This is a genomic window from Halomonas denitrificans (assembly GCA_019800895.1).
GTDB lineage: Bacteria > Pseudomonadota > Gammaproteobacteria > Xanthomonadales > Wenzhouxiangellaceae.
The window spans coordinates 48787-61451 of sequence record JAHVKF010000003.1 but is presented as its reverse complement, the minus strand read 5'-3'; the positions used below and the strand labels follow the sequence as shown (position 1 = coordinate 61451).

Here is a 12665-nt window from a genome sequence, read left to right as displayed (position 1 = left end):
ACAGGAGAATCGCATGAACATCGACGTCCTGAGCTTCGCCGGCGTGATCGGCTTTCTGCTGATCCTGCTGCTGGCCAACACGATCAAGATCCTGCGCGAGTACGAGCGCGGCGTGATCTTCACCCTCGGCCGCTTCGACAAGGTCAAGGGCCCCGGCATCATCCTGGTCATCCCGATCGTCCAGCAGATGGTGCGCGTCGACCTGCGTACGGTGGTCATGGACGTTCCGACCCAGGACGTGATCTCCTTCGACAACGTATCGGTCAAGGTCAACGCCGTGGTCTACTACCGCGTGGTCGATCCGGAGAAGGCCATCATCAACGTCGAACGCTTCATGGACGCGACCAGCCAGCTCGCCCAGACCACGCTCCGCTCCGTGCTCGGCAAGCACGAACTCGACGAGATGCTCGCCGAACGCGACAAGCTCAACGAGGACATCCAGGTCATCCTCGACCGACAGACCGACGGCTGGGGCGTCAAGGTGACCAACGTCGAGATCAAGCACATCGACCTCGACGAATCGATGATTCGCGCGATCGCCAAGCAGGCCGAGGCCGAACGCCAGCGGCGGGCCAAGGTCATCCATGCCGAAGGGGAACAGCAGGCCGCCCAGAAGCTCGTCGAAGCCGCACAGAAACTCGCCGAGAGCCCGAACGCCATCCAGCTACGCTACCTCCAGACCCTGGGTGACATCGCCGGCGAGAAGAACTCCACCGTCGTGTTTCCCGTACCGATCGATACGATCAAGAGCCTGCTGGGCAAGTAGTGCCGGCGGTGAATCGCAGCGGGCGCAGGCGATGGTTCGCCCGGTGTCGAAGTCCTCACTCTCCCTCGGAGACGCACCGGAGTGATCATGGCCTGTTGGAGGGCGGGGCGCTTGTGGGCGGGGCCTTGATCTGTGGGAGTGAGCTTGCGAGCGAATGCGCCGGCCTGGCGCCGGATTGCGGGAGGTTCGCTCGCAAGCTCACTCCTGCAGGCGTACCACCGTCGCCCCCGACCCCAATCGCCATCACCGTCGCCCCGGCCTCCGAGCCGGGACCCAGTGACTTTCAGGGGGTTCCGTCAAGGCTCCTGAATTCCTATCGGGCTCGTTCGCGAGCAGGCTCGCTCCCACAGGACCTTTCCGCCCTCGATCATCATGCCGGTCACCCCGGCCTCCGAGCCGGTGCCCAGCGACTCGCAGGAGGTTCGGTCGGAGCCCCCTCCAGCAGGCAAAGCGGGCGGGAGCCGTCACTTACGGGCCCGCCGCTTCCTGCGCTTCAATCCAGCAGATAGGTCTCCAGGAACAGCACCACCGCCTCGGCGTACAGGTCGCGGTTCTCCTTCTTCCGGTAGCCGTGTCCCTCGTTCAGGGCGTTCATGTACCAGACGGGGCTGCCCTGCTCGCGCAAGGCGGCAACGATCTGCTCGGCCTCGGTGACCGGCACCCGGGGGTCGTTCTCGCCCTGGATGACGAACATCGGCACGTCGATCTTCTCGACGTTGTTCAACGGGCTGATGGCCTCGAGGTGGGCCCGCATTTCCGGATCGCGTTCGTCGCCGTACTCGACGCGGCGGAGGTCGCGGCGGTAGTCCTGCGTGTTCTCCAGGAACGTCACGAAGTTGGAGATGCCGACGACGTCGACGGCGGCCTTCAGGCGGTCGCTGTAATGCACCGCCGAGGCCAGCACCATGTACCCGCCGTAGCTGCCGCCGTAGACCGCGACGCGGTTCTCGTCGAGCTCCGGCTGCTCGGCGATCCAGTCCAGCAGGGCGCCGATGTCGCGCACCGAGTCCTCGCGCTTGAAGCCGTTGTCGAGCTGCAGGTAGCTCTTGCCGTAGCCGGACGAACCGCGCACGTTCGGCACCACGACCGCGGCACCGACGCGGTCGATCCACAGCTGGTAGGTCGAGCTGAAGGTCGGGCGGGCCTGGCCTTCGGGGCCGCCGTGGATGGAAATGATGACCGGGTGCGGCCCCTCGCCGTCCGGACGATAGACGAAGGCCGGAATGCGGCGGGCTTCACCGTCGACCTCGTCGAAGGTCGGGTAGTCGATGAGTTCGGGCATGACGAAGCCGTCGGGGTCCAGGCCCCCGACTTCGCTGGCGGTCCAGCGCGTGCGCTCGCCGCTTGCCCAGTCGAAGACGTAGACGTCGCTCGGCGAACGGGCGTTGTTGACCACCATCGCGATCCGGGAATCGTCGGGGCTGAACACGCCACCGCCGACCACGCCCTCGGGCACCGAGTCGATGCGTTCGTACTCGCCGGAGGCCGGATCGAAGCGATAGACGCGGCTGATTCCGCCTTCGTTGGTGACGAACACGCCCGCATCGCGTGCATGGTTCAGCTGCACGCCGGCCACGGACCACGGGATGTCCGCGGTCAGCACGGTGGTCTCGCCGGTGTCCAGGTCGAGGCGCGCGAGCTGGGCGAATTCGCTGCCGGCATCGGTGGCCAGGAACACCGATTCGCCGTCGGCCGAGAAACCCGACGGCAGGTTGCGCGACATCGTTTCACCGCCGCCGGCGATCCGCTCCCGCTCGCCCGATTCAAGGTCGAGCACGTGGATGCGCGAATCGTTGGCGCTGATGTACTGGACGATCAGGAGCTTCGAGTTGTCCGGGGCGAAATCCACCGGACCCCACCAGCTGCCGTCCGGCGACTCGAGCACCATCCTCGGCTCGCCGTCGGATTCCATGTCCATCAACCAGATATCGTTCGAACGGCCGTTGCGGCGCGTGGACTGGAAGGCCAGGTAGCGGCCGTCGTCGGACCACTGGAGCCCGCCGTTGCGCGATTCGCCGTCGCTGATCATGCGGTGCGTCGCCGTCGACGGATCGAACAGGAAGATCTGCGCGAACTCGCTGCCGCCTTCGTCCATGGTGAAAGCCATCTGGTCCGACCCCGGCCGCCGCGCGACCTGGCCGACCGGTTCGTCGAACCAGGTCAGCTGGCGGCGCATGCCCAGGGGCTGGTCGACCCGGTGCAGCTGGCTGACCTCGCCGAAGCGGGTCTCGATGTAGATCGACTCGCCGTCGGCGCTCCAGCCGGCAACGCTGGCCGAGCGCACGTTCTGGTAGCGCGTCAGCGCTTCGCCGATCTCGGCCGGAATCTCCGGCACGTCCTCGAGCACCACGTTTCCGGAATTGGCGGTCCGGCGGTCGACGTCGGCGGCGACGGCCGTCGACAACGCCAGCAGGCCGGCGGTCGCCAGCATGAATTCGGTTCGAAGGGGCATGGATCGTCCTCGTTGCAGCAATCGGTAGACGGCGAGCATACGCAGCTTGCGTCAAGCGCGTGGGTCGACGACCCGCGCGCCGGTGGATTCGCGCGAGAACAGCGCCGCGAACGCGTCCCCGGTTCGAGCCAGCGGGTAGACCTGTGCCGGTGCCGCATCGATCGTTCCCGAGGCCGCCCACTCGACCAAGGTCGACAGCACCGGCGGCACCACCGACGGATCGGCCATGACCGATCCGCCCCAGTTCACGCCGTGGATGCTGCAGCGCTTGAGCAGCGGCAGGTTGAGGGGTATCTTCGCGATGCCGGTCACGAAGCCGACCACCAGGTAGCGCCCGCCCGGCGCCAGCAGCCTGAGCGCCGGTTCGGCGGACTCGCCGCCGACCGGATCGTAGACCGCGTCGACACCCCTGCCCCCGGTCATCGCCTTGACCTCGTCGCGCCAGCCGTCCGCGGTGTAGTCGACCACCTCGTCGGCGCCGTGGTCCCGGCAATGCACGCGCTTGGACTCCGTCGATGCGGCAGCGATCACCTTCGCGCCCAGCGCTTTCGCGCATTCGATCGCCGTGGTCCCGGTGCTGCCCGCCGCGCCGAGGATCAGCACGGTCTCGCCGCCCCGCACCTTGCCGATCTCGCGCAGGCCGTACAGACCGGTGGCCCAGGACACGAAGAAGTTGGCCGCGGCGTGCGGGTCCACCGATGCCGGCAGCGGCACGCAGGACGCGGCGGGCAGCACGACGCGCTCGGCCAGGCCGCCGTGCAGGGCGAAGGAAGCGACCGGCTGACCGGCCTTCAGGTGCGTCACCCCGTCGCCGACCGATTCGACGATGCCGGCCATCGAACTGCCGGGCACGAACGGGAGCTCGGGCCGGATCTGGTACTGCCCGCTGACCAGCAGACCGTCGAAATAGCCGATGCCGACGCCGGCCACCGTCAGCCGCACCTGACCCCGTCCGGGCTCGGGGGCGTCGTCGATCTCGTGGACTTCGACCTTCGACGGGTCGGCGAATTCGTGAACCTGGATGGCGCGCATCGGAATTTCCTGGAAAAGCGGCCAACCAGTATGCCAAGCCGGATCGCTCGACCGGATACGAAAACGCCGCCCGGGAGCCGGGCGGCGTGAGGTGCAGGTGACGGGCCGTCGGGAGCGCTACGGCTTTCCGACCGACCGGACCACGGCCGGCTCGGCACCGGCCTCGCTGTCAGCCGGCCGTTGCGGTGCAGAGGTGTCCACCGGCCGTGCTTCGAGGCGCCCGCCCCGCCACAGCCCGAACACGAACCAGGCCAGCAGCGCCCCGCCGGCGGCGAACAGGATGTCACCCGGCACGCGCAGCCAGACCAGCGTTTCCATGACGGTCGAATGGATGATCTCGGGAGAACGCGCGTACCACAGTCCCTCGGTGATGGACCAGAACGCCTGGTAGACGCCGGCCGGCAGCAGCGAACCGAACACCATGGCCGCCAGGCCGATGTTGAGCAGCCAGAAGGTCGGCTTCAGCAGGCGGGAGTTCCATCCGGCATCGCGAGTCAGCCCGCGCAGGCCGAACAGCAGCAGGCCGATGCCGAGCATGCCGTAGACACCGAACAGCGCGGCGTGGCCGTGTGCCGGGGTCGTGTTCAGGCCCTGGATGTAGTACAGCGAGATCGGCGGGTTGATCAGGAAACCGAGCAGCCCGGCACCGACCAGGTTCCAGAACGCCACCGCGACGAAGAACAGGATCGGCCACTTGTAGCGAGCGACCCAGGGGGCGGCCCGCCGCATCTGGAAGTTCTCCCAGGCCTCGAAGCCGATCAGCACCAGCGGCACGACCTCGAGGGCGGAGAACACCGCACCGATCGCGATCACGCTCGTCGGCGTGCCGGCGAAGTAAAGGTGATGGAGCGTTCCCAGGATGCCGCCGAACAGGAACACGATCGTCGCGAACAGCACCGCGTGGGTCGCCAGCTTCGCGCGGACCAGGCCCATGCGCGTGAACAGCAAGGCCACCACGGCGGTCGCGAACACCTCGAAGAAGCCCTCGACCCAGAGGTGGACCACCCACCAGCGCCAGTAGGTCACCATCGAAAGATGCGTGTGCTTGCCCCAGGTCAGCCCGGCCGCGTAGAAGAGCCCGATCGCGATCGTCGACAGGAACAGGATGACGATCAGGGCCCGGTTCTCCGACGGCTGCTTCAGGGCGGGCCAGAGCGACCGCCCGACCAGCCCCAGCCAGATCATCAGGCCGGCGAACAGCAGGATCTGCCAGAACCGGCCGAGATCGACATACTCCCACCCCTGGTGCCCGAGCCAGAAGTTGGTGTCGAGATCGAAGCGTTGCATCACCCCGAACCACTCTCCGGCCATCGAGCCGACGACGACGACGAGCAGGGCGACGTACAGCACGTCCACACCGAGCTTCTGGAACTTCGGTTCATGGCCGGAGATCACCGGCGCCACGTACAGACCCGTGGCCAGCCAGGCCGTCGCGATCCAGAACACGCCGAGCTGGGTGTGCCAGGTCCGGGCGACCGAATACGGCAGGATTTCGGACAGGTTGAAGCCATAGAAGCCGTGGCCCTCGACGGCGTAGTGGGCGGTGATCATCCCGAGCAGCATCTGGGCCAGGAACAGCCCGATCACCGTGTAGAAGTACTTCGCCACCGCTCGCTGGGAGGGCGTGGGACCTCCACCGAGCAGCGGATCGTTGGCCGGCGGCGTGGGCAGCTCGCCCTCGTGGCGCGTGGCCACGTAGTACCAACACAGGGCGCCGACGCCACCGAGCAGCAGGATGATCGAGGCCATCGACCACATCGCCATTCCGGTACTGGGCGTGTTTTCGACCAGCGGCTCGTGGGGCCAGTTGTTGGTATAGGTGATGTCCGAGCCCGGGCGCTCCGTGCTCGCCGCCCAGGAGGCCCAGAAGAAGAACGCCGGCAGCAACTCCTGCCGCTCCGTCGAAGCCAGGGCGCCGTCGGCGATCGCGTATTGCTCTCGCAGGGTGTGAAACTCCGGGTCGCTTCCGAACAGTGCCTGGTAGTGCCCGTGCACCTGTTCGATCGCTTCGGCCCGGTCGACCGACACCACGACCGTGCCGTCGGCCGGATCGAAGGTGTTGGTCCGCATCTCGGGCACCAGCCGGGCGCGTAGTGCGGCCTGCCGCTCGCCATCGAGGCGGTCGAAGGACGTTCCGAACTCTCCTTCGGACCAGATATCGAGGATCGCGACCGCCTCGCGGTGCAGCCAGTCGGCCGACCAGTCCGGCGCCACGTAGGCGCCATGGCCCCAGACGGAGCCGGTCTGTTGACCCCCGAGCGTCTGCCACACCTGGCGACCGCGCTGGATGTCGTCGCGGGTGTAGATCGTCGATCCGTCCTCGCTGACCACCTGCTCCGGGATCGGCGGCATTTCGCGGTAGATCTCCGAGCCGATGAACAGCAATGCGCCGAACGAAAGCGCGAACATCACGCCGAGAATCCACCAGAGTCTTCGTGTCGGATCCATCGTTGTCTCCTTCCCTTTTCTCGTTAACGCGCCCCAGCGGGGCTTCCTTGTTGGCCGCCCGGCATCGGGGCCAGGTCGGGGATCGCCGGACCGCCGACGACTCAAGATGCATTATAGATACTTTTTTACTAAAGATGTATACTGTGCGCATCTTTTTTCGGGAGACCGGCAATCCGATGAGCGTTCACGATCCAGGGTCTCGACGAGGCATGCAGCGGGTGCACCGTGCGCTCGCGCTGGTCTGCCTGACCACCGGCGGTATCGGCCTGGTCCTGCCCCTGCTCCCGACCACGCCCTTCCTCTTGCTGGCGGCCTGGTCCGCCTCCCGCGGAGCACCCGAACTGGCCGAACGAATCCGCCGGCACCCGCAGTTCGGGCCGGCCGTACGCGACTGGGAAGACCAGCGCGCCGTTCCCCGGTCTGCCAAGTGCCTCGCGCTGACCCTGCTGTCGGCCAGCGCGCTGGTCCTGGTCGTGACCGACCTTCCGCAAGCGGCGCGGGCGATCGTCCTCCCGCTTCTCGCCGCGATCGCCGCCTGGATCGCAAGCCGACCAGCGCCGCGTCGAGGTGCGCAATGAAGACCTTGCTGGCCACCGGCTTCCGACCGTTCTTCCTGCTCGCCGCCGTCCACGCGGTGGCCAGCATCGCGCTCTGGGCGGCGATGATCGCCGGCGTGCTTCCGCCCGCCGCCGAGCCGACGGTGTTCTGGCATGTCCATGAAATGCTGTTCGGTTTCACCCCGGCGGTCGTCGCCGGCTTTCTCCTGACCGCCGTTCCGAACTGGACCTCGACCGCACCGTTGAGCGGTCGATGGCTCGCCCTGCTGGTCGCGGCCTGGCTGGCCGGCCGGGTCGCGACCTGGAACCTGGTGCCGGGAACCCTCCACACCATTGCCGTCCTCGGTGCCTTGCTGTTCCTCCCCGCCCTGGCGGTGGCCGTCGCCCGGCCGATCCTCGGCGAGGGCAATCGCCGGAACTACGCGATGCCGGTCCTGCTCCTGGTCCTTGCCGGCGCCCAGGCGATGTTCCTGATCGGCGACCACCCCGTGCGCGCCGAGACCCTGGCCCTGGACATCTACCTCGTCATGCTGCTGGTCGTCGGTGGTCGCATCACGCCGCTGTTCACGCGTAACTGGCTGAAGCGCAACGGCCTGCCCGCCGACGACGTAGGCAGTCCGATGCCCCTGGATCGAATTGCCCTGGCCGCCGTGCTGGTGGCCGCCGCGCTGGCCCAGTTCGATGTGCCGCTCCGGCTGGTCGGTACCGCGTGCCTGGCCGCTGCCGCGCTGCAGGCGGCCAGGCTTCCCTTCTGGCGGGGCTGGAGGGCGCTGCGCGACCCACTGGTCGTCGTCCTCCACCTCGGCCACGCCTGGATCGTCCTGGCCCTTCTGTTGCGTGGCGGAGGTCTGATGACTGCCGGCATCCCCAACCGGGCGTGGATGCATGCGCTGGGCATCGGCGCGATGGGCACCTTGATCATCGGGGTCATGGCGCGGGTCACGCTCGGTCACACGGGTCGCCCCCTGCAGGTCTCCGGACTCACCGCGTTCGCCTTCGGCGGCATATCCCTGGCTGCCCTGCTGCGAACCCTCGTCGCCGTCGGCACGTTGCCGCGCGACCCGGTGCTGGAAGCCTCCGCGCTGGCCTGGATCGTCGCGTTCTTGCTGTTCGGGCTATCCTTCTATCGTCCGTTGACCCGTCCTCGCGTCGACGGTCGACCCGGCTGACCGGAGTGCAACGATGCGCCTGACCCAGTACACGGATTTTTCCCTACGCGTCCTGATCTACCTCGCGCTCCGCCCGGGCCAGCGGTGTCGGATCCGCGAAATCTCCGAGGCCTACGGAATCTCCAACAACCACCTGATGAAGGTCGTCCAGCGCCTGGCCGCCGCCGGCTTCGTCGACTCCCGGCGCGGCGCCGGGGGCGGACTCCAACTGGGCCGGCCGCCGGCCGAGATCAACCTCGCCGACGTGGTTTCCGAAATGGAGCCGGACTTCGGCATGGTCGAGTGCATGCGGCCGGATAACGCCTGCGTGATCACTCCGGCCTGTGCGCTTCCGCCGCTCCTGGCTCGCGCGACCCGCGCCTACCTCGACGTCCTGCGCGACCACACGCTGGCCGACCTGCTGCCGAACGGCAAGGTCGGGCCGCTGAAGCAACTGCTGAAGATCGGGAACGAACCCGCGGTCATGTGACCCAGGCGAGCACCGCCGCGAGGCTCGCTGCGGTCGCGAGCAGCCACAGCGTCAGCCCGTGCGCGAACGGGCGCCAGCCGACCCGGGCCAGCAGATCGCGGGACAGCCCCGCGCCGACCAGGAACAGCACCAGCACCAGTCCCTGTCGGGCCGCGAGATACAGGGCATCGAACAGGGGCTCGCCGGAGGGCAGCAGCGAGCGCGCCGCCGCCGCCAGCACGAACACGCCGATGAAGACCGGCGGCTTGAAGCCCGCGAGCCGCGACGTGCCGTCGTCGCGGGCGACCAGCAGCGCGAAGCCGAGCACCAGCGGCAGGATCCACAGCGCGCGGGCCAGCTTCAGTACCGTCGCCTCGGCCAGCGCCTGGGGCCCGTACGCCGAGGCCGCGCCGACCACCGAACTGGTGTCGTGGATCGCGACCGCCGCCCAGAGCGCGAACTGCGATTCGCTCAGGCCCAGCTGGCGACCGGTCCACGGATACAGGTACAGCGCGACGGCATTGAGCACGAACACGCAGGCCATCGCGGTGGAGATGGACTCCGATTTCGCCCGCAGCACCGGCGCGACGGCGGCGATCGCCGTGCCGCCGCAGATCGCCGTGCCGGCCGACACCAGGCGACCGGTGGCCGATTCCACCCCGAAGGCGCGTGCCAGGAGAAGCCCCGTGCCGAGGACCAGGATCACCCAGAGCCCCATCAGCCAGAGCCCCGTCGCGCCCGTTTCCAGCACGGCGGGCAGCGACAGGCCGAAGCCCAGGCCGACGACGCAGACCTTCAGAAGCTGGCCGGCCAGTTTCCCGGTTCGCTCTGCGTACGGATTGCCGAGCAGCAGGCCGAAGACCGCACCGGCCGCCAGGCCGATCGGCGCCGTGAGCCACGGCAGCAGCATCGCGGCGGCGGCGACGAGAAACAGCACGCGGAGGGCGGTCGGGTTCATTGCGGCGATCGGTGCAAGGACGCCCGGGATTGTAGCGGGCCAGGAGCCGGACACCGGGACCGCCTTGATCCGTGCTTGTTAGGCTGGGATCAATTCGTATCGGAAAACACGCAATGAAACGTTCTGCATCCGCACAGTGGAAAGGCAACCTGGAAAACGGTCAGGGCACGCTGACCTCCGACAGCGGCGTGCTCGATTCCACGCCCTACTCCTTCAAGACCCGTTTCAAGGACGAGAACGGCACCAACCCGGAAGAGCTGGTCGGCGCGGCCCACGCCGGCTGCTTCTCGATGGCGCTGTCGATGATCCTCGGCCAGCACGACTTCACCGCCGAGCGCATCGACACCCGGGCCACCGTCCAACTCGACGAGGTCGACGGCGGCTTCGCGATCACGAAGATCCACCTGCACTGCCGCGCGTCCGTGCCGGGCGCGAGCGCCGAACAGTTCGCCGAGGCCGCCGAGGCGGCCAAGGCGAATTGCCCGATCTCGAAGCTGTTCACCGCCGAGATCACGATGGACGCGGCGCTGGAGGGCTGATCGGTCGACTCAGATCGCTCGCGTCATGAATACGCTGTCGTCGTGCGGCGGCAGGTCGGCGAAGGGCTCGCAGGTCTCGAAGCCGTTTCGCGCGTAGAGCGCACGGGCGGCGTCGAAATAGTCCGACGTTCCGGTTTCCAGGCTCAGACGGGTCATGCCCTTGCCTCGTGCAACGTCGACCAGATGGTCGAGCAGGGCTCGGCCGACGCCCTGCCCGCGGGCCTCGTCGGCGACGAACATCGACTTCAGTTCGCCGTGGGTGGCATCGAGGGTGCGCAGCGCGCCGACGGCGACGGGTTCTCCGTCGAGCAGGAGGACGCGCACTTCGATGGATGGCTGACGCAGTGCATCGAGGTCGAGGGCGTGGCCTTCGCGGCAGCGGGCGTTGGCCAGGGCTCGAAGGGTGTGCGTCTCGAGGAGACGCTGCACCCGCGGGTCGTCGAGGTCCGCCTCGCGCGACTCCAGCGCCGATCCCTGAACCGCGCTGTCAGTCACTCTCGAAACCGTCGAGGAAGAAGGGACCGTCGGTCAGCAAAATGTTCACGCTGCCCCACTCCGGCGGGTCCCACGGCACGCCGATGACGAGATCGTCCTTGTCTCCGTAATTGAGCCGACCGGTGGCCAGCCCGGTGCCGAACTCGCTGGTCGGCTGAGGGTCACCGATGATGCCGGGCGTACCCGCATGCCAGACTTCGCTGCCCTCCGCCACCAGCCCGGCGTTCGACCCGTAGAGGATGTTCACGGCCCCCGAGTCGACCGGTCCACCGTCGTAGTCCTCGCCCGGTACGGACACGACCAGGTCGTCCCTGCCGTCGTCGTTGAAATCGCCGGTCGCCAAGCTTGTACCGAAGCGGTCGCCGGATTCCGTGTCTTCGGCCCAGCCGCCCGTAATGAACTCATCGTCGTCCGCGGTCAGGCCATTTGCAGACGATCCGTAGAACACCGCAACGGCGCCGGCCGTCGCGAGCGTGCTTACCGCCTCGAAGGGAACGCCCACGGCCAGGTCATCACACCCATCACCGTTGAAATCGCCACTGGCCAGTGACGAGCCGAGCCGGTCGCCCACCTCGGCGTCGCCTCGCACATCGCCCCGCCCCTGGTGGAAGGACTCGGTCGGCAGGACCTCGGTTCCAAGGCCCGACGGCCCACCGTACAGCACCACCGCCGCGCCGGCATCGGTCACGTCGCCGATGTCTTCCTTGTGAATACCGACCACGAGGTCGTCGTAGGCGTCGCAGTTGAAGTTTCCTGCGGCGAGTGCATGGCCGAATTCGTCTCCGGCTTCGGGCGCGCCCACGATTCCGGGCGTGCCCTGGTGCAGGAACTGCGCGTCGTCCTCGGTCAGCCCCGCTGGGGAACTGCCGTAGATCACGTTGACGGCGCCCGTGGCGTTCGCGGTGCCGTCCAGCGTCTCGCCGGGCACGCCGACGGCCACGTCGTCGATCCCGTCGCCATTGAAATCGCCGACCGCGAGCACCCAGCCGAATCGCTCGCCGTCTTCGGCGTTGCCCGGAACGATCGAGGTCAGCTGCGAATTCACGTTCGGAGCCGCCTGCCGCCAGATGCGCATGCGGTTCAGGCCGATTGCCGCATCGCCGTAGGCCACCGTGGCGGAGCCCAGGGAGAGGCGGATCGGCATTCCATCGACGGGAAAGTGATCGCCTGGCGCTCCGACCATGACATCGCTCTGGCCGTCGCCATCGAAGTCGCCCGTCGCGACCGCGTGTCCGAAGAAGTCGTCCTCGTCGACCCGCCCGATGAAGTTGGGCTGCTGCGATGTCGACTGGACGTACCGCTCCCAGAGAAAGGAGTCGGTCGGGAATTGGCCCTGTTGGTTGGGAATGATCGCGAGTTCGCCCGCATTCGGCAAATCGGAAAACTGGCCGAAGAACATCTTCTCCGGATTGCCGATCACCAGGTCCGGGAACCCGTCGCCGTCCATGTCCGCGATCGCGATGGCCGCGCCGAAGCTGCCGGACCCGGTCGGGTGGTAGAGCTTCTGGTTGTTCTCGACCAGGAGCTGAGCCGCGACCGGCCCGGCGAACGAGCCGAAGAACAGCAGCAAGAAGGGCATCGTCTGACCGACTCGTCCGCGCATCCCCGCTTCTCCGTCTCGTTGCATTCAAAGCACTATACGGACACGGGATTCGAGGTTCCAGCGGGCTGGAGGGAGCATCCTTCCGGGCGTGCCAATGAAAAAGGCCCCGCGCGGACCGCTTCTCCAACTCGGAGGACCATCAACGGAGCCGGTTTAGGAAGGGTCGCGGCTTCGCTCGGCGCGCCCGGAAGGATGGCT

The 12665-nt window shown here is 67.6% G+C and carries 11 protein-coding genes; 5 read left to right on the top strand and 6 right to left on the bottom strand.

Features of this window, described 5'->3' with window-relative positions; translation table 11 throughout:
* Nucleotides 1-13 precede the first annotated feature (13 nt).
* Nucleotides 14-766: a slipin family protein gene (locus tag KUV67_08900; protein MBY6204995.1), complete on the top strand. Its 753-nt coding sequence runs from the start codon at nt 14-16 to the stop codon at nt 764-766.
* A 493-nt stretch (nt 767-1259) separates the two neighbouring features.
* Here KUV67_08900 and KUV67_08895 read toward each other — a convergent pair whose 3' ends face one another.
* From KUV67_08895 to KUV67_08885, 3 genes are all read right to left on the bottom strand, one after another.
* Nucleotides 1260-3218: a S9 family peptidase gene (locus KUV67_08895; protein MBY6204994.1), complete on the bottom strand. Its 1959-nt coding sequence runs from the start codon at nt 3216-3218 to the stop codon at nt 1260-1262.
* A 51-nt stretch (nt 3219-3269) separates the two neighbouring features.
* A complete protein-coding gene (locus tag KUV67_08890) occupies nt 3270-4250 on the bottom strand; it encodes an NADPH:quinone oxidoreductase family protein (GenBank protein MBY6204993.1) in 981 nt (326 codons plus the stop codon).
* 117 nt (nt 4251-4367) lie between these two features.
* The gene (locus KUV67_08885; GenBank protein ID MBY6204992.1) at nt 4368-6698 is read right to left on the bottom strand and encodes a nitric-oxide reductase large subunit; all 2331 of its coding nucleotides are present in this window, start codon (nt 6696-6698) and stop codon (nt 4368-4370) included.
* Nucleotides 6699-6907: 209 nt separating this feature from the next.
* On the opposite strand from KUV67_08885, the gene KUV67_08880 reads away from it, so the two are divergent.
* From KUV67_08880 to KUV67_08870, 3 genes are read left to right on the top strand one after another with little or no spacing between them, the layout of a single operon-like run.
* Nucleotides 6908-7276 carry a YbaN family protein gene (locus KUV67_08880; protein MBY6204991.1) on the top strand — a complete coding sequence of 123 codons (369 nt, stop codon included), beginning with the start codon at nt 6908-6910 and terminating at the stop codon, nt 7274-7276.
* Complete coding sequence (locus tag KUV67_08875; GenBank protein MBY6204990.1) at nt 7273-8424, top strand: NnrS family protein; 1152 nt, start codon at nt 7273-7275, stop codon at nt 8422-8424. The genes KUV67_08880 and KUV67_08875 overlap by 4 nt, the downstream gene beginning before the upstream one ends.
* A 13-nt stretch (nt 8425-8437) precedes the next feature.
* Complete coding sequence (locus KUV67_08870; GenBank protein MBY6204989.1) at nt 8438-8893, top strand: Rrf2 family transcriptional regulator; 456 nt, start codon at nt 8438-8440, stop codon at nt 8891-8893.
* Here KUV67_08870 and KUV67_08865 read toward each other — a convergent pair.
* Complete coding sequence (locus KUV67_08865; GenBank protein ID MBY6204988.1) at nt 8886-9830, bottom strand: YeiH family protein; 945 nt, start codon at nt 9828-9830, stop codon at nt 8886-8888. The genes KUV67_08870 and KUV67_08865 overlap by 8 nt on opposite strands.
* Before the next feature lie 113 nt (nt 9831-9943).
* Here KUV67_08865 and KUV67_08860 point away from each other — a divergent pair, with 113 nt between their 5' ends.
* On the top strand, nt 9944-10369 hold the full coding sequence (locus KUV67_08860; protein ID MBY6204987.1) for an OsmC family protein: 426 nt from the start codon (nt 9944-9946) through the stop codon (nt 10367-10369).
* Between the two features lie 9 nt (nt 10370-10378).
* Here KUV67_08860 and KUV67_08855 read toward each other — a convergent pair whose 3' ends face one another.
* Both KUV67_08855 and KUV67_08850 read right to left on the bottom strand, forming a co-directional pair.
* Nucleotides 10379-10864, bottom strand: coding sequence for a GNAT family N-acetyltransferase (locus tag KUV67_08855; protein ID MBY6204986.1), 486 nt, complete (start codon nt 10862-10864; stop codon nt 10379-10381).
* Nucleotides 10857-12467: an integrin alpha gene (locus tag KUV67_08850; protein ID MBY6204985.1), complete on the bottom strand. Its 1611-nt coding sequence runs from the start codon at nt 12465-12467 to the stop codon at nt 10857-10859. The genes KUV67_08855 and KUV67_08850 overlap by 8 nt, the downstream gene beginning before the upstream one ends.
* Nucleotides 12468-12665 lie beyond the last annotated feature (198 nt).